The sequence below is a fragment of the Prochlorococcus marinus XMU1419 genome (assembly GCF_017695955.1).
Lineage (GTDB): Bacteria > Cyanobacteriota > Cyanobacteriia > PCC-6307 > Cyanobiaceae > Prochlorococcus_A > Prochlorococcus_A marinus_AD.
This window is the reverse complement of the sequence record NZ_JAAORO010000001.1, coordinates 115,963-136,043: the sequence shown is the minus strand read 5'-3', so window position 1 is coordinate 136,043 and position 20,081 is coordinate 115,963. Positions and strand designations below refer to the sequence as shown.

23 protein-coding genes and 1 tRNA gene are annotated in these 20,081 nt (G+C 31.3%); 10 read left to right on the top strand and 14 right to left on the bottom strand.

Annotated features, from left to right (window positions below; translation table 11 throughout):
• Position 1 precedes the first annotated feature (1 nt).
• Complete coding sequence (locus tag HA151_RS00720) at positions 2–652, top strand: molecular chaperone (RefSeq protein ID WP_209105666.1); 651 nt, start codon at positions 2–4, stop codon at positions 650–652.
• 4 nt (positions 653–656) lie between these two features.
• On the opposite strand, the gene HA151_RS00715 is transcribed toward HA151_RS00720, so the two are convergent.
• From HA151_RS00715 to rpaB, 5 genes are read right to left on the bottom strand one after another with little or no spacing between them, the layout of a single operon-like run.
• On the bottom strand, positions 657–1,277 hold the full coding sequence (locus HA151_RS00715) for a lysophospholipid acyltransferase family protein (RefSeq protein WP_209105665.1): 621 nt from the start codon (positions 1,275–1,277) through the stop codon (positions 657–659).
• Between the two features lie 5 nt (positions 1,278–1,282).
• Complete coding sequence (fabD, locus tag HA151_RS00710; RefSeq protein ID WP_209105664.1) at positions 1,283–2,179, bottom strand: ACP S-malonyltransferase; 897 nt, start codon at positions 2,177–2,179, stop codon at positions 1,283–1,285.
• An 18-nt stretch (positions 2,180–2,197) separates the two neighbouring features.
• The gene (locus tag HA151_RS00705) at positions 2,198–3,205 is read right to left on the bottom strand and encodes a beta-ketoacyl-ACP synthase III (protein ID WP_209105663.1); all 1,008 of its coding nucleotides are present in this window, start codon (positions 3,203–3,205) and stop codon (positions 2,198–2,200) included.
• A 54-nt stretch (positions 3,206–3,259) separates the two neighbouring features.
• Positions 3,260–4,624: a phosphate acyltransferase PlsX gene (gene plsX, locus HA151_RS00700; protein WP_209105662.1), complete on the bottom strand. Its 1,365-nt coding sequence runs from the start codon at positions 4,622–4,624 to the stop codon at positions 3,260–3,262.
• Positions 4,625–5,371 (bottom strand): response regulator transcription factor RpaB, encoded by a 747-nt coding sequence (rpaB, locus tag HA151_RS00695; protein ID WP_209105661.1) that lies wholly within the window; start codon positions 5,369–5,371, stop codon positions 4,625–4,627.
• A gap of 107 nt (positions 5,372–5,478) precedes the next feature.
• Between rpaB and radA the strand changes: the two genes are divergently transcribed.
• Positions 5,479–6,831 carry a DNA repair protein RadA gene (gene radA, locus HA151_RS00690; protein ID WP_209105660.1) on the top strand — a complete coding sequence of 451 codons (1,353 nt, stop codon included), beginning with the start codon at positions 5,479–5,481 and terminating at the stop codon, positions 6,829–6,831.
• A 5-nt stretch (positions 6,832–6,836) separates the two neighbouring features.
• On the opposite strand, the gene HA151_RS00685 is transcribed toward radA, so the two are convergent.
• Complete coding sequence (locus HA151_RS00685) at positions 6,837–7,358, bottom strand: photosystem I assembly protein Ycf3 (protein ID WP_162512861.1); 522 nt, start codon at positions 7,356–7,358, stop codon at positions 6,837–6,839.
• Positions 7,359–7,479: 121 nt separating this feature from the next.
• Here HA151_RS00685 and HA151_RS00680 point away from each other — a divergent pair, with 121 nt between their 5' ends.
• The 3 genes from HA151_RS00680 to HA151_RS00670 are packed head-to-tail and all read left to right on the top strand — an operon-like array spanning position 7,480 to position 11,378.
• On the top strand, positions 7,480–9,774 hold the full coding sequence (locus tag HA151_RS00680; protein WP_209105659.1) for a heavy metal translocating P-type ATPase: 2,295 nt from the start codon (positions 7,480–7,482) through the stop codon (positions 9,772–9,774).
• Positions 9,775–10,413 (top strand): dTMP kinase, encoded by a 639-nt coding sequence (gene tmk, locus HA151_RS00675; protein WP_209105658.1) that lies wholly within the window; start codon positions 9,775–9,777, stop codon positions 10,411–10,413.
• The gene (locus tag HA151_RS00670; RefSeq protein WP_209105657.1) at positions 10,410–11,378 is read left to right on the top strand and encodes a DNA polymerase III subunit delta'; all 969 of its coding nucleotides are present in this window, start codon (positions 10,410–10,412) and stop codon (positions 11,376–11,378) included. Before tmk ends, HA151_RS00670 begins: the two co-directional genes overlap by 4 nt.
• On the opposite strand, the gene HA151_RS00665 is transcribed toward HA151_RS00670, so the two are convergent.
• Positions 11,375–12,157, bottom strand: coding sequence for a response regulator transcription factor (locus tag HA151_RS00665; protein WP_209105656.1), 783 nt, complete (start codon positions 12,155–12,157; stop codon positions 11,375–11,377). The two genes, HA151_RS00670 and HA151_RS00665, sit on opposite strands and share 4 nt — an antisense overlap.
• A 393-nt stretch (positions 12,158–12,550) precedes the next feature.
• Here HA151_RS00665 and HA151_RS00660 point away from each other — a divergent pair, with 393 nt between their 5' ends.
• A complete protein-coding gene (locus HA151_RS00660) occupies positions 12,551–12,910 on the top strand; it encodes a DUF7326 family protein (RefSeq protein ID WP_209105655.1) in 360 nt (119 codons plus the stop codon).
• A 340-nt stretch (positions 12,911–13,250) separates the two neighbouring features.
• On the opposite strand, the gene HA151_RS00655 is transcribed toward HA151_RS00660, so the two are convergent.
• The 3 genes from HA151_RS00655 to HA151_RS00645 form a co-directional block, all read right to left on the bottom strand.
• Positions 13,251–13,322 (bottom strand) — tRNA-Asn (locus HA151_RS00655).
• Between the two features lie 49 nt (positions 13,323–13,371).
• Positions 13,372–14,046, bottom strand: a complete 675-nt coding sequence (locus HA151_RS00650) for an ABC transporter ATP-binding protein (RefSeq protein WP_209105654.1) — start codon at positions 14,044–14,046, stop codon at positions 13,372–13,374.
• A gap of 8 nt (positions 14,047–14,054) precedes the next feature.
• Positions 14,055–14,327 carry a hypothetical protein gene (locus tag HA151_RS00645; protein WP_209105653.1) on the bottom strand — a complete coding sequence of 91 codons (273 nt, stop codon included), beginning with the start codon at positions 14,325–14,327 and terminating at the stop codon, positions 14,055–14,057.
• 151 nt (positions 14,328–14,478) lie between these two features.
• Between HA151_RS00645 and cysK the strand changes: the two genes are divergently transcribed.
• Both cysK and HA151_RS00635 read left to right on the top strand, forming a co-directional pair.
• Complete coding sequence (cysK, locus tag HA151_RS00640; protein ID WP_209105652.1) at positions 14,479–15,447, top strand: cysteine synthase A; 969 nt, start codon at positions 14,479–14,481, stop codon at positions 15,445–15,447.
• A gap of 16 nt (positions 15,448–15,463) precedes the next feature.
• Positions 15,464–16,132, top strand: coding sequence for a J domain-containing protein (locus HA151_RS00635; RefSeq protein ID WP_209105651.1), 669 nt, complete (start codon positions 15,464–15,466; stop codon positions 16,130–16,132).
• A 19-nt stretch (positions 16,133–16,151) separates the two neighbouring features.
• Here the strand turns inward: HA151_RS00635 and HA151_RS00630 are convergent, their stop codons facing one another.
• Positions 16,152–16,388: an NAD(P)H-quinone oxidoreductase subunit O gene (locus HA151_RS00630; protein WP_209105650.1), complete on the bottom strand. Its 237-nt coding sequence runs from the start codon at positions 16,386–16,388 to the stop codon at positions 16,152–16,154.
• 136 nt (positions 16,389–16,524) lie between these two features.
• Here HA151_RS00630 and HA151_RS00625 point away from each other — a divergent pair, with 136 nt between their 5' ends.
• Positions 16,525–17,451, top strand: coding sequence for a TIGR01777 family oxidoreductase (locus HA151_RS00625; RefSeq protein ID WP_209105649.1), 927 nt, complete (start codon positions 16,525–16,527; stop codon positions 17,449–17,451).
• On the opposite strand, the gene HA151_RS09290 is transcribed toward HA151_RS00625, so the two are convergent.
• From HA151_RS09290 to HA151_RS00615, 3 genes are read right to left on the bottom strand one after another with little or no spacing between them, the layout of a single operon-like run.
• A complete protein-coding gene (locus HA151_RS09290; RefSeq protein ID WP_245151539.1) occupies positions 17,402–17,671 on the bottom strand; it encodes a hypothetical protein in 270 nt (89 codons plus the stop codon). The two genes, HA151_RS00625 and HA151_RS09290, sit on opposite strands and share 50 nt — an antisense overlap.
• A 25-nt stretch (positions 17,672–17,696) precedes the next feature.
• Positions 17,697–18,125, bottom strand: coding sequence for a tetratricopeptide repeat protein (locus HA151_RS00620; RefSeq protein WP_209105648.1), 429 nt, complete (start codon positions 18,123–18,125; stop codon positions 17,697–17,699).
• A gap of 6 nt (positions 18,126–18,131) precedes the next feature.
• The gene (locus HA151_RS00615) at positions 18,132–18,524 is read right to left on the bottom strand and encodes a HesB/IscA family protein (protein WP_209105647.1); all 393 of its coding nucleotides are present in this window, start codon (positions 18,522–18,524) and stop codon (positions 18,132–18,134) included.
• Positions 18,525–18,623: 99 nt separating this feature from the next.
• Here HA151_RS00615 and zds point away from each other — a divergent pair, with 99 nt between their 5' ends.
• Complete coding sequence (zds, locus tag HA151_RS00610) at positions 18,624–20,078, top strand: 9,9'-di-cis-zeta-carotene desaturase (RefSeq protein WP_209105646.1); 1,455 nt, start codon at positions 18,624–18,626, stop codon at positions 20,076–20,078.
• Positions 20,079–20,081: the final 3 nt, after the last annotated feature.

Below are 20,081 nucleotides of genomic sequence, written 5' to 3'. Positions count from 1 at the left end.
CATGACGAACAATCCCAAACGAAGACATAACATACCTACATTAGCGATACACAGCACAGATAATTCTTTTGGATTTGGATACAGAAAGAACGATAATCATGCATCTGATCAATTATTCATCAAAGAATTTGATAAGAACTTATGCAACAACTTAATAGTTGATTTTAATAAATTTATTTCAATAGAAAACTTACAAAAAGTAAATAAGATAGCTGTCAGTGTAGGGCCGGCAAATTTTAATGCCTCAAGACTTATCGTCGTTTTAGCAAGAACAATTTCGCAACAATTAAATTGTCCATTAGACAGTTTTAGTTCATTTGAAATAATGGCAAAAAGAATTGCATTAAAAAATAATATTCTTGCTAACAAAAAATCATTCTGGATTTACAAAAAATTAAATCGAGAGGGATTTATTGCAGGCAAATATGAGATTTTTCATAACGAAAACAATGCAGATTTAGTCATTCGAGAAACGGTTTTACCGAAACTTATTAAAGAATTAGAAAGTAAAGAACTTTTTTTTGAAGCAAATCATGATGAAGAAAAAGATTTAACAAAATTATTAGATTTATCGAATAAAAATTTTTTAAACGCAAATGTAAATTCATGGCAAAAAGTTTCTCCACTTTATCCTATTTCTCCTTTCAACTAATTATTCATCCAATCAAATTATTTATATTATCTTGAAGGTTCATGGTTACAGATTTTAAAACATCTTTTGATGAGTTTTGAGGCGGCTGTACAGGTTTTCCCACTTTAATAACTATTTTTGAAAAGCAAGGAATGAAGAATTTAAATCGTATTAATCTATGTGAATTTACTATTGCAACTGGCAATAATAATTTTTGATTTTTAAAAGCTAATAATGCAGCGCCTTGTTTTGGCTTATTAACTTGCCCATTTTTTTGGCGAGTACCATCAATAAAAATGCCAATACAATTGTTATTTGATAATTTTTTACATGCTATTTGGATGGTATTTTTATCTGCAATTCCCCTCTTTACAGGATAAGCTCCACAAGCTTTAATAATAAATCCAAGAAAAGGTATTTTAAAAAGCTCTGCTTTAGCCATAAATGATATATTACGTCCAAGAGCATGTCCTAATAAAGGAGGATCCAGTAAAGAACCATGATTAGAGACCATTATAAAAGAATCTTTTTGCGGAATATTTTCTCTACCTATTAAATGTCCTCGAAATAGAAATTTATAAACAGGTAAAACAATAAGTTTACTAACCAATTGATAGATTAATTTTTGATAAATATCATTTTTCATTCAAATTAATAATTTATTTGATCAGAAGATGAAACTTGAGAAATTTTTACATCCTTAAGATGTCTTTTCCCTAAACCGCTAAGTACATTTGAGGGGCCAATTTCAACAATATGAAGATCAGTATCTTTTGCCATTAAATCCATTGTTTCTCGCCACCGAACCCCATTACACATTTGATTTTCTAATCTAATTTTAAGTTCATTCGGATCGCTACAAAGCGAAGGTTCATAATTACTTATTACTGGAAAAGAGGGATTTTTAAATTTAATCTGCTTTAAGTACTCAGAAAATTGTGCTGAAGGCTCATTCATAAATGGTGAATGAAATGCACCTGAGACATTTAACTTCAGAAATTTTTTGCAAGAAATTTCTCTAGATAAATTATCTAATGCTTCATCAGATCCTGATAAAACAACTTGAGAAGAGCTATTATCGTTAGCAATAACAACATCATCAATTTTTTTTACTAATAAATCAAGTTGATTTCTATCAAACCCAATTACTGCAGCCATAGATCCTTTCACAGCGTTCAACATTAATTGAGATCTTACTTTTATTAGTGATACACAATCTTGGAATGAAAAAACATCTGCGCAATATAGTGCCGTAATTTCTCCTAAACTGTGCCCAGCAACATAATTTGGTTTTAAACCATTATTCTTTAAGGCATCTAATAAAATTGACTCAACTAAAAAAAGACAAATTTGTGTATTGCTTGTATTATTTAAATCACTAAGAGGATTTATTGGTTCAACATTTAACTCACAAATTTCAAATAAATTTCTCTCAAATATTTCAGAGGCATAACTAAATCTTTCCTTTGTGCCTGGCAAATTTTCAATTTGTTTTGCCATTCCAATTTTTTGTGAACCTTGTCCAGGGAATACCCATGCAACTGTCATAATGATCCTATTTCGTGTTTAACCCCATTTAATGAGGGCTGCACCCCAACTTAACCCAGCCCCAAATCCACTTGTAGCAATAATATCATTTTGTTTAATTTTATTATTTCTTATGGCCTCATCCATCATTAGTGGAATTGTTGCTGCTGAAGTATTTCCATAATTTTCTAAATTACTAAGAATTTTTTTTCTAGAAATTTTTAACCTTTCTCCTACAGAATCCAATATTCTTTGATTAGCTTGATGCAACACAAGCCAATCAATTTCATCAGAACTGATATTTGTTTTTCTAAATAACTTATCAAGAATTAAGGGGACTTCTCTAACTGCAAATTTATAAACTTCCTGACCGTTCATCTGAATTGGAGAAAAACCTCCACTTAAAAAATTAACATTATCAATTATGGAATCCATTTTATTTTTTGATGGAAGATTAAGAAAAGAACCTCTTTCTCCATCAGTTTGCATATCAAAACCAATAAAATTATCAAATTCACTTATTGCTTCAATTGCTAATGCACCAGCACCATCTCCAAAGAGAATACAACTTCTTCTATCATTCCAATCAACAAAGCTTGACAATTGATCTGCTCCTATAACAAGTGCCCTTTTGAAGCTACCCCCTTTTAAGAATTGTGAGGCTGTTATTAAAGCGAATAAAAAACCACTACATGCTGCAGTTAAATCGAAAGCCACAGCATTATTGGCACCCAATTTAGCTTGAATAGACGGTGCTGAACCAAATAAATCATGTGGAGTAGAGGTAGCTAAGATAATTAAATCAATAGTTTCAATGTCCCAATTAGCCATTGATATCGCAGTTTTTGCTGCTTTATAGCCCATTTCAGTGACATTATCTCCTGAACTAGAAATTCTTCTCTCAGCAATGCCAGTTCTGGATTTGATCCACTCATCACTAGTATCTACTTTTTGGCTAATTTTTTGATTGGTCAATATTTGATCAGGTACATAACTTCCACTTCCTTTAAATGAAACTCCAATCTGATTAAGCTTGATTCCTTCCAAAAGAATTTTTTTTGTTACTTATATAAGTCAAACATAAATTTGACGCAATATGTTTTAAGAATTTAAAACTTGAAGCTTTTGAAGTTGATTTAAATTTTCCATCACGTTATGGTTCACTGCCGAGTGAGCCAAGCGAAGAGCACTAACTACTGATAAAGACTTACTGCTACCATGGCCTATTACGCAAATACCGTTTACCCCGAGTAATAAGGCACCACCATGTTCAGCGTGATCTAATCTTTTCTTTATTCTGAGTAAATTACTTTTTAAAAAAGCTGAACCAACTTTTCCCCGCCTCCCTCTTGGAAGCTCTGATCGTAAGATATCTAATAATACGCCTCCCACTGATTCAAGAAATTTTAATAATATATTCCCGGTAAACCCATCACATACTACTACATCAAAATTACCTGACAAAACATCTCGACCTTCACAATTACCTCCAAAATCAAAACTTTTTTCAGCAGATAATAATTCATATGTTTTTAAGGATAAATCATTACCTTTGCATTCTTCTTCTCCAATATTTAAAAGGCCAATTCTTGGTTTTTTCACTTGCAAGACATCTTTTGCATAAATATTACCTAAAAGTGCAAACTGATGAAGATAAGTTGGTTTACAGTCGGTATTAGCTCCAACATCTAAAACTAATACGGGACGAGTTTGATCCCTTGTTGGAAATAATGCCCCTATAGCAGGTCTATCAATCCCTTTCAATCTACCAATTCTAAATATGGCTGAAGCCATCATTGCTCCTGAATTACCAGCTGAATAAACAGCTTGTGCTTTATTTTTTCTTACTAAATCCATAGCAACATTTATACTCGCGTTTTTCCTTTTTCTAACCGCTGTAGCCTCTTCATTCATTCCGATAGGTTCTCCACTATCAATTAATTCAAGACGATTATTTTTTATTTCTTTTTCAACTAATTCTTCTAAACCAATTTTTTCTGCTGAATTTTTAACTTTTTCAATATTGCCAACAAACTTTATATTTATTGGAAATCTACTTATCGCTTCGAGACAACCCTCGAGGATTGGACCTGGAGCATAGTCTCCACCCATGCCATCGACTGCTATCCAAATCCTATTTGATTGCGACTCCCCTTCTTTATCTAAAATATTATCGCTATTTTGCAACCTTTTTAATGGATCAAAAACTAATGGCTGCAATGTATTCTTGGCCAATGAACTGGCATTTGAAACCACACTGCTAGCAGTATTCACAACAGATTCAGCGCTTGAAAATACATTTCCTGCAACATTTCCTGCAACATTACTAGCAACATTACTAGCCGTTGCGGCAGAACTAGCAGCAGTATCTACTATTGAAGTTACGGCTGAGTTTCTTTTATACCAAATAACTAATCTTCTGATAGCTCTGGACTTGTTAATTTTAGGTAAAGTTTCTTTCCCCATCTACTTCCCATCAAAAGGTGCAATATCAACAATACGCTGAAAAAGATATCCTGTACCTCTTGCTGTTAATATCAATTCAGGATTTGCTGGATCAGCCTCCAGTTTTGACCTTAATCTCGATATATGTACATCAACTACTCTTGTATCTACGTGTCTTTCGGGTGTGTATCCCCAAACCTCTTTCAATATCTCTCCTCTACTAAATGGCTCTCCTGACCTACTAACCAAAAGCTCTAAAAGACTAAATTCCATACCAGTTAGTCTAATTCTCTCATCACTTTTAAACACTTGTCTCCTATTTGTATCAATCTTTATATCTGTGACTAAAATTAAACCTGAATTAGGCATCCCAGGCATTTGTTCTTTGTCAATTCTTCTTAGAACACACCTAATTCTAGCCTCTAGTTCCTTTGGACTAAATGGTTTAACTACATAATCGTCTGCTCCTAATTCTAATCCTGTTATCCTATCTGCAACATCTCCTAATGCAGTCAACATAACGATTGGAACATCAGAATCTTTCCTTAATTCTTGACAAACTCCATATCCATCTAACTTTGGCATCATTACGTCAAGCACAACTAAATCGGGTTCATAATCTTTAAATAACTTAAGTGCCTCTTTACCATCACTTGCAGTTACAACTTTGTAGCCAATCATGGAAAGACGTGTCTCCAGAATTCTTCTAATACTTGCCTCGTCATCAGCGACCAGTATTGTTTCTTTGGTTTGACTAGATAAAGCCATATGTTTCTATTAGCTAATCAGTAAGAGAATTTATTATTATCCTAATCTAACTTGTAGAGGGGCAATATCCCAAACATTCCAGTTCAATTACATTATTGAGAAACTAAATGTCTAGCAACTTTTCGACCTTTATTTGTCAAAATTGCGGTACTGAAACTTCTCAATACTTTGGAAAATGTCTAAATTGCAACTCATGGAATTCCATTGTAGAAGAAATTAAAAGCAAGAGATCTAGACATCAAGATATTAAAAGTATTAAGAAATCTATACCGTTTAATGAAATTTCATCAAAAAAAATATCAAGATTTACAAGTGGTTTTAAAGAATTTGATCGAGTTCTTGGAGGTGGAATAGTACCCGGATCTGTTGTTTTACTTGGAGGTGAACCAGGTATAGGTAAAAGCACATTAGTTCTTCAATCAGCAGGAAAAATATCTCTCAATGAGAGAGTTTTATACATAACTGCAGAAGAATCTTTAGAACAAGTAAAAATTAGATGGGAAAGATTAAATCAAAGCAGTATTGATTTGAAAATTTTTGCAGAAACTAATTTATCCCTAATTATTGAAGAGATCAAACGTATAAATCCGAGTTACGCAATTATTGATAGTATTCAAGCCATCCATAATCATGAAATGGAGAGTTCACCAGGATCGGTTTCTCAAGTTAGAGCATGTTCATCTGAATTGCAAAATCTCGCCAAAGACAATAATATCGCTCTTCTAATAATTGGCCATGTAACCAAAGATGGTGCTTTAGCTGGTCCTAAAACTCTAGAGCATTTAGTTGATACAGTAATAAACTTTGAAGGAGATAATATTTCCTCTCATAGATTACTAAGAAGTATAAAGAATCGATTTGGATCAACCTTTGAAATTGGGATTTTTGAAATGCTTGAAGAGGGCTTACGAGAGATTAAAAACCCAAGTTCAATTTTTACAAATAAAGAAAATATTTCAGGTGTAACAACTACGATTACAAATGAGGGCACTCGACCATTAGCAGTTGATATACAAGCACTAGTCAATAAAACTTTCTATAGTAACCCAAGACGAACTACAACTGGAATTAGCACAAATAGATTACATCAAATTCTAGCTGTTATTGAAAAACACGTAGGTATAAAATTATCTGAATTTGATTGTTATATAGCTACTGGTGGTGGTTTTGAGATAAATGATCCCTCATCTGACCTAGGTGTAGCAATATCAATTTTATCAAGTTTGAAAAATATTCCTCCTCTGGCAGATAGCTCATTTATTGGGGAATTGGGTTTGAGCGGTCAGGTTAGAAAATCGAATAACCTTCGAACAAAGATAGAGGAAGCCGTAAGACTAGGGATCAAAAATATCGTAGTGCCAAAACTAGATGATGAACTAAATAATAATTTTCAAAATTTAATAAATATCAAAGAGATATCCAATATTAAAGAAGCAGTCGACTATTCTTTATCAGGTTAAAAAAATTAGAGGTACATATCGATTGAACTTCTTCCTGAGTTTTTCAACCAATTCTCAATATCTAGATAACCTCCTGGATATAATCTCACTGCTTTAGACCAGACTTCGGCAGCTTTATCAAACCAAATATCTCTCTGATCTAAATCTCCATTTTGCTCTGCATATCTTCCCCTTTTTTCATAAATCAAACCTATATTTTTAAGGCATGATGGCTGTTTGGGATTTTCTAATAATGCTTTTTCATAAGTTTCAATAGACAGATCCTCTTCACCATTACTCATATATATTATTGCCATATTTTTTAGAGTCTCACCCCTATCAATTTTATTTTCTTCAAGTAGTAAACTCTCTTTGTAATACTCTAATGCTTCAGAATAATCCCCATTATTTTGAGCAGCTAGGCCATCTCTATAATAGATATATGCTTTTTTTTCTTTCTCTGCAATAGGCATTATTTTTACTATTGATTCAGCAATTACAGTAAAAGCTTTGTCGATAAAATTGTCTCTGTTTTGATTACTAGGCACCGCGCTAAAACTAATAAAATTAATATAGTAATTTAAAAAATAACTATTTAAAAAGTCTATTACATTTATTATTATAGTTAAAAAAAAGGTCAAGTATTAATTTGCTTCATTCGTGAAAAATATGGAAAGTATTCAATTAAGCATTAAAGGGATGAAGTGTGGAGGTTGTGTGAGTACTGTTGAAAAAATATTAAATAATTCCGATGGTATTGAAAATGTCTCTGTTAACTTACTAACTGAAAGTGCATATTTTGAAATTACCCAGAATCATATAAAAATAGAAACAGTTCTCAAAAATCTAAAAGAGAATGGATTCCCATCAAAGATTTACATAAATGATTTTTCAAAAAAAATAAATAAGACAGAATTAGAAAAAAAAAAGAAGTGGAATAATCAATGGAAAAAATTAACTTTTGCTTTATTGCTTTTATTATTTTCAGGTTTAGGTCATCTAGCAGAAGGAAGATATATAAATTCTCCAATATTAGGTAATATATTTTTTCACGCTTCATTAGCAACATTAGCTCTATTATTTCCTGGCAGAGTAATAATTATTAATGGATTTAAATCATTCATTAAGAATCGTCCGGATATGGATTCTTTAGTAGCTCTTGGAGTAACTAGCTCATATACAACGAGTCTTCTATCCCTAATATTTCCTGCTACTGGTTTTCCTTGTTTTTTTAATGAACCAGTTATGCTTTTAGGTTTTATATTGATTGGGCGTTTCTTAGAGGAAAGAGCAAGATACCAAACTGGTTCATCCATTGGAGAGTTATTAGATCTTCAACCTGAAATGGCAAATATCTACACTGAAGATAATCAAATCAAATCAATAAGAGTTAACACTTTAAGACCTGATCAAGAGATTCAAGTTTTAGCAGGAGATAGAGTACCTGCTGACTGCATTGTTATTCAAGGTAATTCATATGTTGATGTTTCACATATTACTGGAGAATCCAAACCTATCGAGATAAAAGAAGGCGAAAATCTATCTAGTGGATCTTTAAATCTTAATTCAACTCTTAGACTTAAAGTTCAAAAGGTCGGAGGGGATTCTTCTCTTGCAAAACTTGTAAACCTTATTGAGTCTGTAAACGCTAGAAAACCTCGGATCCAAAGAATTGCAGATGAAATTGCAGGCAAATTTACTTACTTTGTACTTATTTTTGCTACTTTAACTTTCTTCTTTTGGTGGATGTGTGCAAGAAAAATTTGGCCAGATTTATTAAGTCATAATCATCAATTCTTCACTCACTCAAACCATACACTTCATAGTTCGCTTGGTAGTAATGCTGACAATTTCCTTAGTTTAGCCATTCAATTATCAATTGCCGTTTTAGTAATAGCTTGTCCATGTGCATTAGGTTTAGCCACCCCAACTGTAATAACTGTCGCATCAGGTAAAGCAGCAAAAAAAGGAGTTTTATTTAAAGGCGGAGACAAAATTGAGATGGCTTCAAAAATTAATCACATTATTTTTGACAAGACAGGTACATTGACAAAAGGTAAGCCTTTCATTGTTGGTTACAAATATAATTATGATAATTCATTCTTATTGAGAATAGCTGCCAGTTTAGAAAAGGAAAGCAGACATCCAATCGCAAATGCCTTAATTCAGGAGGCAAAAAAACAAAATTTAAGTTTATTTCCCATAAAAAAAATTTTTACTTATTCAGGTCGAGGTATTTCTGGAGAACTAGAGTCAATTGATGGACTTATTAATATTGGAAATATTGAATGGCTTTTAAGTAAAGGAACAATTATTGATAGTGATGCAAAAAAAGTTATTGAAAATGAAGAGACAAAAACGAACACTATTATTGGAGTAAGTATCAAAGATAAGTTATTAGGCTTTATCTTCCTAGGAGATTTACTCAGAGATGATTCAATTAAAACAGTACAAAATTTAAGAGAAAACAAATTTAAAATTAATATTTTAAGTGGAGATAGGAAACAAACAGTTTTAGCTTTAGCAAAAAAAATTGGTTGTAAAGAAACAGAAGTAAAATGGGATCTTCTTCCTGAAATGAAACTTAAGACTATAGAAAATTTAAAAATTAATAGTAAAGTAGCAATGATTGGTGATGGTATTAATGATGTCCCAGCCTTAGCATGCTCAGACTTAGGAATTGCAGTAGGATCAGGTACTCAAATAGCTAAGGCAAATGCAGATGTAGTATTGATGGGAGATCAACTAAATGGATTACCCTACGCCTTAAATCTTGCAAAAAAAACCATAAGAAAAATCAAGCAAAATCTAACATGGGCTTTTGGTTACAACTTACTAGCTATACCTTTAGCCGCCGGCATTTTGTTCCCTAAATACGGTATTCTTCTTACTCCCTCATTAGCAGCATTATTAATGGCTGTTAGCTCAATTACAGTTGTAATTAATGCTTTATCTTTGGATTAAATGAAAGGAAAATTTATCGTTATTGAGGGTATTGATGGATGTGGTAAAACAACCCAAATAGATGAACTATCTAAATGGCTTCCTAATAGTGGTCTAATAAAGAAAGGGTCTAAATTAATCACAACTAGAGAGCCGGGAGGCAGTCTTTTAGGGAAAAAACTTAGAGGACTGATCCTTGATAATAATGAAAAAAACAAGCCTTCATCTCTTGCGGAATTATTGCTTTATTCAGCGGATAGAGCTGAACACGTTTCCAAAATTATTTCACCTGCATTAAATAACAATGATTGGGTAATAAGTGATAGATTTTCCGATTCGACCCTGGCTTATCAAGGGTATGGAAGAAATATAAATTTAGAAATAATTCAAAATATTGAATCTATTGTATGTCAAGGAGAATATCCTGATCTCACTTTCTTTTTAGAAATTTCTCCAGAAGAGAGCATATTCCGAAGAAAAAATGAAATCCCAGACAGAATAGAATCAGAAGGTATGAGATTTTTAGAAAAAGTAAATGAAGGCTTCAAACTAATTGCCAAACAAAAAAACTGGAAAGTAATATCTGCTTCACAAAATATTAAAACTATTTCTAATCAAATTAAAGAGACTTTGCTAAACCATTTTTCTGATAACAAATGATTGAGATTAAAAAAAATAATTTTTTCTTGCATGAAGAAGTCGATATCTGTCTTAACAACATAATTAAAAACAAAACATTTGCTAATGGATATATATTTTATGGTGCAGAAGGATTAGGAAAGAAACAAACTGCTCTGCAATTTATAAAAGAGATTTTCAAACAGTCTTCGCCAAAAGAAAATGTTGAAGAGAAAATTACAAACAATAACCATCCTGATTTTTTAATTGTTGAACCTGATTCTCTTTATAAATCTAAAAATTCAGGAAGTTCCGATCTTGAAAAAACAATAAAAAGTGGGTCTGAAATTATTAAAATTGCTCAAATACGGAATATCAAAACTTTTCTTAGTCAAAAATCAATAAACTCAGAAAAAAAAATTGTTTTAATTATTGATGCACACCTCTTAAACGAAGCTGCCTCAAATTGCCTTTTAAAAACCTTAGAAGAACCTAATAATGGCATTTTCATTTTACTAACGTCTAAATTAAACCTTCTCTTAGATACGATCATCTCAAGGTGTCAAATCGTCAGATTTCGATCTTTTTCTGGTATACAAATAAAGTCTATTTTGAAAGAATATCTAGATAATTCTAAATTAAATATTCATACAAAATTAAAATTTGAAGATTTAATAAACTCTGCAAATGGATCTCCAAATCAATTATTGCAAAATATTCAAATTTTGAATGATTTTTCAAATGAAATAATAAGTAAAATGGATTCTCCAATAAAAAATAGTTTGGAAATATTAGAAATATCTAAATCAATATCTGAAAAGTTAGAAATTTTTCAACAGATTTGTTTAGTAAATTTAATTCAAACTATTTGGTGGAGAAAAACGAAAAATATCGGTTTAATTAAAAAACTTGAAAATTTAAAGATCCTCTTAAGAAAAAATATTCAACCAAGACTGGCATGGGAGATTACTTTTTTAAAAATTTCAATGGAAAATACACGAGGTTAATCCACTGCAGAATTTATCAAATCAGGATTTTTTGCTTGAATAAATTCTTGCTTAGCAGTTTCCACTTGAGAACCAATAGGTAACTCAAGACAATACCCAGCACCATATACAGTTTTTATATAAATAGGTTTACGTGGATCAGGTTCAAGCTTAGTGCGTAAGTGTCTAATATGAACCCTTATTGTCTCAATATCATCATCAGGTTCGTATCCCCAAACCTCTTTTAGTATTAATGCTGGCGATACAGTTTGACCATGCCTCTGCAAGAGACAATGTAGCAGCTCAAATTCAAGATGAGTTAACCTAACAGGAGATTCAAACCAGATAGCTTCAAATCTTTCCGGAACAAGAGTTAAAGGGCCATAATTTAATATTTCTTGCTGATTACTTGAATTCAATTGCGCTCTATTGGTCCTTCTTAATAAAGCTTTTATACGTACATGTAATTCTTCTAGGTCGAATGGTTTAGTAATGTAATCATCTGCTCCAGAATTAAACCCAGTAACTTTATCTTTAAGACCGCCTAATGCAGTTATCATCAAAATTGGTATATTTGATGTTCTTTCATCTCTTCTTAGTCTCTGGCATAAAGTTAATCCATCAACACTAGGTAGCATTAAATCTAAGAGTATTAAATCTGGTGAATATTGAAGAGCTAATGCTTGTCCTTTAATTCCATCTTCAGCTTTTTGGACATCGAAACCAGAATGTTCTAGATGCCTAGCCACCAAATCACGCATATCACGATCGTCTTCAATTAAGAGGATTGAAATTTTCATATTTATAAACTATTAAATTAAAATTAAGTTTTAGTATTATGATTCTCTCAAGAATTTATAAAGATTGCTGAATTAGTGTAAACAATTTTATCAATTAGATTTATCAAATAACTTTGTTATAGCAAGGGATTAGATAGAAATTCCAAATTTTAAAAAAGTGGAAATTTTAGAATTTCTTTCGATTCTATTTACTTTTTCTTAATAATCAAAGGATTATTAGAAACAAATACTGTTTAAATCTGAAAGATTATCCAATTCAAATTGCCAATGTAAGATACATAAAAATTAAATTGAATGGAGTTTTTCAATTGTTAAATAGGAATTAATTTAGTTTATTTATCCAGAATGTTTAAAATAATAATTTTGACTATATTGAAAAAAATTTAAATGTCTATGAAAAAGAAGCAGATTATCTATTCTGATTTATCAAAAAAACAACTAGAGAATCTTAAAGAACTTTATATTCAAAAAAAAGTTGAATCGATGAGTCATCAAGAACTTAAACAATACGTACTAGAAATTATTTCTCATCAGATCAACGATACTATTGACAAAGAAGAGGAAATGGAAGCATGGAGAGAAATGTCAGGTTTTTTTGGAGAACAATTTGAAATGATTATTTTAGAAATACAAACAAAATATATTGATGACAAAAACGTAATTGAAACAGAAATAGATTCTCAGAAACAAAGAATAGAATTACTTGAAAGGAATAATTTCGATCAAGAGAAAAAGGATATGTGGGATGACTAGAATTTCCTGAAAAGTGTAGTAAGTCAAACGATACAAAAAAATATGTCCTAATTTTAAAAAATATGAAATTCAATCAAAGAACTTTTTTGCTTGTATCGAGAAGTTAGTAGATGTTCTAATTACTGTTCTAATTACTGTTCTAATAAAATTTTTTTTATAATTCTTAATAACGGTTTATAGGGGATTATTAAATTAACTTTGATGTTCTATATACTGTTCTTAATATTGTATCAAATTTCTTGATTATATCTTCGGCTATTCACTATTTTACAAAAAAGATTAAAAAATAAAAAAGTCACCTTTATGGGGTAACTTTAGAAAATTTTTTGAAAATTATAAACTCCCCGGGCGGGATTCGAACCTGCGACCAATCGATTAACAGTCGATCGCTCTACCGCTGAGCTACCGAGGAATATAAAGTGAATTTAGCTCTTTAAAGTACCTTATGACAAGTACAAGAATTAATTATATTGAAATTTTGATGGTTCTTGCCAGCTAGATAAAAAACCATTTTTCAATTCTGCTACTGCATCAGCATAAGTTAATTCTTCATAACGATGAGTAATCCACAAAGCTGATAAAGGTTTTTTATGGTTACTTGTAAGTTTTTTAATAGTTTGTAAAACTTTTAATTGGCTGGTTTGATCGAGTAACGCTGTAGGCTCATCTAAAAGAATAAAATTTCTATTACTAATAAGAGCGCATGCAATAGTTAAGCGTTGTTTTTGTCCACCGCTCAAAGTATGAACTGGTCTTTTTTCAAAACCAGTCATTCCTACCTGATTAAGCACATATTCAATTTTTTTATTAATTTCATTTTGACTTATATTTTGATTAATATTTATCAGAAGTTCACTCCTGCAATTTGGCATCAATATTTGATGATCAGGGTTTTGAAACACCATGCCAATATTTGCTTTAGAAAAAATGATACCTTTTTGGGGTTCGATCATTCCATTAATTAATTTTAAAAGAGTACTTTTTCCACTCCCGTTTTTACCTACGACCATCCAAAATCCAGGTTTTTTTATTGAGAAGTTACATTTAAAAATTAAATTTTCTTTTTTTCCAGGATATGAAAAAGAAACATCTTTGAAATTAACATGAGGTATTTCATTTTCAAGGGGATCGCGCATTAATTCTATCAATCTATGTTGAGAGAAAATCCTGGTTTTTTAGCTCCTCCTGCAACTGACGATTTTTCATATATCTGAACAGAAATGATTTCTTTAGCTCTTACAGCAATTAATTTATCTTGCACTTTGTCACACCTCAATTCGATCAAGTTTGAGGATTCTAAAGTTTCATTCATAGAACTTTTTATTTCATCATAAATTCGTTTAACATCATCCAATTCTTTCTTCTGAATTGAAAGTGGAAAAGGTGAATATCTCAGACTTAATTCCAGCGAATACATAATCATTACAAAAATTAACTCTATAATAATAAATATTTTTACGCAAGAAGTTATTTAAATTAAATTCTTTTGAGAAAATTATATAAAAGATCTTTAAATGCAATTAATATGGATATTAGGAGATTAATTTTGCATTTTTAAAAGTCATATCATGGAAATAGCAAATGATATAACTTCTCTAGTTGGAAATACCCCGTTAGTTCAATTAAATCGAATCAGAAAGTATTTTGATTGTTATCCAGAAATAATAGCCAAGCTAGAAAGTTTCAATCCATCAGCGTCCGTTAAAGATCGGATAGCTTATTCAATGTTAAGTAAAGCTGAAGAAGAAGGATTGATAACACCGGATAAAACAACGTTAATTGAAGCAACAAGTGGAAATACTGGCATCGCATTAGCAATGGTTGCTGCAGCAAAAGGCTATAAATTGATATTAACTATGCCGGATACAATGAGTATTGAGAGAAGGGCAATGTTGAGAGCATATGGAGCTGAATTACAGCTAACACCAGGTAAAGATGGAATGAAAGGAGCTTTAGATTTAGCTAATGAGTTGTCTTCAACCATTCCATATAGCTATCAATTTAATCAGTTTGAAAACTTTGCTAATCCTGATATTCATGAAAGAACAACGGCGCAAGAAATATGGTCCCAATCAAATAACAATTTAGATGGACTAGTTACTGGAGTAGGGACAGGAGGAACAATTACTGGTTGTGCGCGTTTTTTGAAAAAAGTTAATCCAAATTGCAAAATTTATGCTGTAGAGCCCAAAAAAAGTGCTGTGATTTCCGGAGAAAACGCAGGCTCTCATTCGATTCAAGGAATAGGAGCAGGTTTTGTTCCGAAAGTACTTGATACTAAATTTATTGATGAAATTATTAAAATAGATGACGATGAAGCATTTTATTATGGGCGTTTATTAGCTCGATTGGAAGGTCTTTTATCTGGCATCAGCAGCGGTGCAGCTTTAGCAGCAACGATAAAAATCGCTAAAAGAAAAGAACTAATGAACAAAAGATTGATAGTTATTCTTCCAAGTTTTGGAGAAAGATATTTATCAACAGCAATGTTTGAAACTAATACCTCAATTCAAGCTAGAAAAGATGGTTATCTTTAATGCATAATTTATAAAAATGGAAAAAAATTTTTATGAAGAATTAGGTCTCAAAAAAAATGCAACCAGAAGTGAAATTAAATCTTCATATCGCTCTTTAGTTAAGACACATCATCCTGATGCAGGAGGCAAGAAAGAAAGATTTCTTGCAATACAAAATGCATGGGAAACTCTAAATGACCCTATCAAAAAAAAACAATACGATAGCAGTTTTTTCTCTTCCAGTTCATCATTTGATTCATTAAATGAAAATTGGGAAGAGAAATTTAATTCAAAAAAAAATAATTCTTCAATTAAAGACAAAGAAGTTGAAACATGGATTAAAGAAATTTACACTCCAATCAATAGATTAATTAGTCAAATAATTAAACCTTTGAACAACGAAATAAAAGAACTATCTGCGGATCCATATGATGACCAATTAATGGAAAGTTTTTGCAGTTACGTAAGTCTTTCGCAAAAGAAAATAGAAAAAGTTGAAAAAATTTATAACAAAAAAATAGTTCCAAAATCAATTTCAGCTTTAGGCCTCGATCTTTATCACTGTTTTTCACAAGTTAAAGATGCACTGTCAGAATTTGATAGATATACACAAGGATACGTGGATAAGTACTTATTTGATGGTAAAGAAATGATCAAAGAAGCAAAAAGAATCCAATCAAAAATGTCTAAAGAGAAAAAGAAGTAAAAATTTTAGATATAAAATTTTATTGAGTATATTCTTTAAGTTGATCTAATTTCAACCAAACATCTGGAACAGGTCTGCGCCATCGAATCTGAGCATATTCGTCTTTGACTGAAAGAATCTCTCCAGGACCTTCAAAGACATAATTAGGTAGATCATTATCACTGGCTAGCGCCTCGATACTTTTTATATAATTTTCTTTATCAACAAAAACTAAGCTTCCTTTCTTGAGAGGTACCTTTGGAATAGAATCTGTCATAATAAATTGATCAAAGCAATTTGAAATATATTATACAAAAACTTGTTTGAAAAATATTTAAAAAAATTTGTACCGGAATAATAATTACAAACGTCTCAAAAATTTAATAGCCTTAAATTACAAACATCTAAATGATATGCGTCTTTTACTACTTGGTTGCACTGGATTTATTGGTAAAGAATTAGTACCATCACTACTTAATGAAAATCACGAAATGTACATTGTAAGTAGAAAACCCATAAATAAATTAAATATAGATTTAGATTTCAATAAGTTTAAATTTTTTCAAATAGATTTATCAAAAGAAAAAAACTGGAATAACGAAAATCTTCTAAATATTTTAAGAGAGACAGATGGCATTATTAACTTGATGGGAGAACCAATAGCAGAAAAAAAATGGACTGATTCACAAAAAAAGGAGATTGAAAATAGTCGTATTAATACCACGAAATTTATGATGAAGACCCTAAAAAATTTCAAAATCAACCCAAAAGTCATTATAAATGGATCAGCAATAGGTTATTACGGTACAAGTTTTTCTGGTGAATTCTCTGAAAATAGTATTGGAGGAAAAGACTTTTTAGCTAATCTTTGCAAAAAATGGGAAGCAGTCGCTGCTGAAAAACCATTTTTCTCAAGATTAGTTATTTTTAGAATTGGGATTGTTCTAGAAGCAGATGGAGGAGCATTAGGAAAAATGCTCCCTATATTTAAAGTTGGATTAGGTGGTCCAATTGGAGATGGTAAGCAATGGATGAGTTGGATTCATAGAACTGATTTATGTGCATTAATTAATCAAGCATTAATTGATAAAAAGTATTCGGGAGTATTTAATGCTGTTGCACCAAATCCAGTATTAATGAAAGACTTTTCTCAGACTTTAGGAAAATGTCTAAATAGACCAAATTTACTTCCAGTGCCTGGAGCTGTTTTAAAAATATTGTTAGGAGATGGAGCAAAAGTTGTATTAGAGGGACAAAAAGTAATAAGCAGTAAACTCAAAAATTATGCTTTTAAATATCCTTTTCTTGAGAAAGCAATTTACGCCTCCACCAAGAGTTAATTCCGTTTACTAAAGCACTAATAATAAGAATTGTTATCAATGGGACTATAAGAGGGTTCCAAACTATCTGAATAAAATTTATAAAAATAAATATCCCATTTAATTGCATAATTATTGCAAATACAAAAAATATTGCAAAAAAAATTACTGTAAATAAATTTATTAATAACAAATTATCGATAATTTGTTTTAAATTGTTTTGATTGTTTTTCTCAGTCATTTCTGATGACAAAATTTCGGAGAATTTAAAATTCCAACCATTTTTTAACTTTGGTTAACTCAGGCCAATCTGGATATCTACTTAATCCGTCTTCAACAGATTCTTTCAACTCACTTTTCACATCTGGCATCATAATAGACATTTTTTTTATTAACTCAATATGATCCCTAACACCTTTATTATTGGTTGCCAAAAGAGCTAAAGACAAATTCATTCTTGCTTGTGGATCTTGCTGATTTAATCGAACAGCTTGTCTGGCAGCTGACAAAGCTTCTTCATTATTTTTTAAAAGTAATTGGAGCCATGATAAACAAGTCCAGGCAGCAAAATGATTTGGAATTTGCTGTATAATTTTTTGAAAATCTCGAACGATTGGAATTAAATCTTGCCCTGCTTTATATCTTGATAGAGCTGCATTAAAATCCTCTTCGATAGGATTAATTTCGTTATTCATTATTTATTAAACTGCAAAGGAGCTTCCACAACCGCAAGTTTGGGAAGCATTGGGATTTACAAAATTAAAGCCCCCTCCAATTAATTCCTTACTAAAATCTAATTGCATTCCGTAAATATATAAGAGACTTTTGGGATCACAAACTACTTGAAAGCTTTGATCAGCTTTTAATGAATAATCATAAACTTTATCATCGGGATTTATTTCATTAGTTCCTATAAAATCCATCGTATAACTCATCCCACTACAACCGCCTGATCTTACTCCTACCCTTAGTGCTTTTTTATCACTTTGGCCCTTCAATAAATTTGAAATTTGTTCTATAGCATTGTTCGTAATTAAGATACCTTTGCCATCGTCAGAATTTTTTATTTCTTGTTTAACTTCTACATTTTCCATAAACAAAGGATTTGTACTATCTATAATATAAAAACTTAATCGATAGGATGCATAGAACAAACATTATCCAAACTTGATTTGTTATAATTTTAAGAAAAAGTGAAAATTGCAATAGTTGGTTCAGGCTTAGCTGGTCTTACAGCAGCAGTCAATTTAGTTGATGAAGGGCACGAAGTAGAAATTTACGAGAGCAGGTCATTTTGGGGAGGTAAAGTAGGAAGTTGGGAAGATAAGGATGGCAACCACATTGAAATGGGTTTACATGTATTTTTTTACAATTACGCAAATCTTTTTAAATTAATGAAAAAAGTGGGAGCTTTAGACAATTTACTTCCGAAAGATCATACTCATCTATTTATCAATAATGGTGGGAATTTGAAGTCTTTAGATTTTAGATTCCCATTAGGTGCTCCATTTAATGGACTAAAAGCTTTTTTTACCACCGAACAACTTACTTTGATAGATAAATTCAGAAACGCCTTAGCTTTAGGGACAAGCCCAATTGTTAGAGGATTGATAGATTATGAAGGCGCAATGAAAATAATTAGAGATCTAGATAAAATTAGTTTTAAAGAATGGTTTTTAAACCATGGTGGAAGTGAAAAAAGCTTAGAAAGAATGTGGGATCCTATCGCATATGCTTTAGGTTTTATTAATTGTAAAGATATTTCAGCAAGATGTATGCTAACTATCTTCATGATGTTTGCCTCAAAAACAGAAGCCTCAAAACTGAATCTTTTAAAAGGTTCTCCACATAAGTGGTTAACTCAACCTATTGTCGACTACATTAAAAATAAAGGGGCAAAAATATATCTTAACCATAAGGTAGAAGAAATCATTTATGAAAAGGAATCTTCCTCTTATTCAGTTAATCAATTAAAAATATCTTCTCCTGAAGGCATTAAGGCAGTGTTTGCAGATAAATTTTTAGCTGCCTGTGATGTTCCTGGAATAAAAAAAATAATTCCAAAAGAATGGTACCAATTTAAAGAATTTGAAGGTTTAAAAAAACTTAGAGCTGTTGCTGTTGCCACAATCCAATTAAGGTATGACGGTTGGGTTACTGAATTACAAAAAGATAATACTGGAAACGAACCAATTGGACTAGATAACCTTCTTTATTCTGCTGATGCCTCTTTCAGTTGTTTTGCTGATTTAGCACTAGCAAGTCCAGCAGATTACAGAAGAAAAGATATGGGATCTCTCCTGCAATGTGTTTTAACTCCTGGCGATAAATGGATTGGAAGATCCACAGAAAGAATCACAAAAGAAATAGATAAAGAGGTTCGCCGTTTATTCCCATCCTCAAAAAACCTTAAATTGCTTTGGAGTAATGTAGTACAAATTCCGCAATCACTCTATAGAGAAGCTCCCGGTATGGAACCTTTCAGACCTAATCAAAAAACATCTATATCTAATTTCTTCTTGGCTGGTAGTTATACAAAACAAGATTACATAGACTCTATGGAGGGAGCTACAATGAGTGGTCATTTAGCAGCTGCTGCAATTTTAGAAAAGAAAGCAGAATTAGCAAAAAATCTTGCTGTGAGTTAATTG

What these genes read in the sequence shown, in the direction of transcription:
- cysK (WP_209105652.1), top strand. Translation starts at nt 14,479, where the DNA reads ATGGAAATAGCAAATGATATAACTTCTCTAGTTGGAAATACCCCGTTA.
- HA151_RS00715 (WP_209105665.1), bottom strand. Translation starts at nt 1,277, where the DNA reads ATGAAAAATGATATTTATCAAAAATTAATCTATCAATTGGTTAGTAAA.
- HA151_RS00625 (WP_209105649.1), top strand. Translation starts at nt 16,525, where the DNA reads ATGCGTCTTTTACTACTTGGTTGCACTGGATTTATTGGTAAAGAATTA.
- tmk (WP_209105658.1), top strand. Translation starts at nt 9,775, where the DNA reads ATGAAAGGAAAATTTATCGTTATTGAGGGTATTGATGGATGTGGTAAA.
- rpaB (WP_209105661.1), bottom strand. Translation starts at nt 5,371, where the DNA reads ATGGCTTTATCTAGTCAAACCAAAGAAACAATACTGGTCGCTGATGAC.
- HA151_RS00650 (WP_209105654.1), bottom strand. Translation starts at nt 14,046, where the DNA reads ATGCGCGATCCCCTTGAAAATGAAATACCTCATGTTAATTTCAAAGAT.
- plsX (WP_209105662.1), bottom strand. Translation starts at nt 4,624, where the DNA reads ATGGGGAAAGAAACTTTACCTAAAATTAACAAGTCCAGAGCTATCAGA.
- HA151_RS00660 (WP_209105655.1), top strand. Translation starts at nt 12,551, where the DNA reads ATGAAAAAGAAGCAGATTATCTATTCTGATTTATCAAAAAAACAACTA.
- HA151_RS00635 (WP_209105651.1), top strand. Translation starts at nt 15,464, where the DNA reads ATGGAAAAAAATTTTTATGAAGAATTAGGTCTCAAAAAAAATGCAACC.
- HA151_RS09290 (WP_245151539.1), bottom strand. Translation starts at nt 17,671, where the DNA reads ATGACTGAGAAAAACAATCAAAACAATTTAAAACAAATTATCGATAAT.
- HA151_RS00630 (WP_209105650.1), bottom strand. Translation starts at nt 16,388, where the DNA reads ATGACAGATTCTATTCCAAAGGTACCTCTCAAGAAAGGAAGCTTAGTT.
- HA151_RS00665 (WP_209105656.1), bottom strand. Translation starts at nt 12,157, where the DNA reads ATGAAAATTTCAATCCTCTTAATTGAAGACGATCGTGATATGCGTGAT.
- HA151_RS00670 (WP_209105657.1), top strand. Translation starts at nt 10,410, where the DNA reads ATGATTGAGATTAAAAAAAATAATTTTTTCTTGCATGAAGAAGTCGAT.
- HA151_RS00680 (WP_209105659.1), top strand. Translation starts at nt 7,480, where the DNA reads ATGGAAAGTATTCAATTAAGCATTAAAGGGATGAAGTGTGGAGGTTGT.
- HA151_RS00615 (WP_209105647.1), bottom strand. Translation starts at nt 18,524, where the DNA reads ATGGAAAATGTAGAAGTTAAACAAGAAATAAAAAATTCTGACGATGGC.
- HA151_RS00645 (WP_209105653.1), bottom strand. Translation starts at nt 14,327, where the DNA reads ATGTATTCGCTGGAATTAAGTCTGAGATATTCACCTTTTCCACTTTCA.
- radA (WP_209105660.1), top strand. Translation starts at nt 5,479, where the DNA reads ATGTCTAGCAACTTTTCGACCTTTATTTGTCAAAATTGCGGTACTGAA.
- HA151_RS00620 (WP_209105648.1), bottom strand. Translation starts at nt 18,125, where the DNA reads ATGAATAACGAAATTAATCCTATCGAAGAGGATTTTAATGCAGCTCTA.
- fabD (WP_209105664.1), bottom strand. Translation starts at nt 2,179, where the DNA reads ATGACAGTTGCATGGGTATTCCCTGGACAAGGTTCACAAAAAATTGGA.
- HA151_RS00720 (WP_209105666.1), top strand. Translation starts at nt 2, where the DNA reads ATGACGAACAATCCCAAACGAAGACATAACATACCTACATTAGCGATA.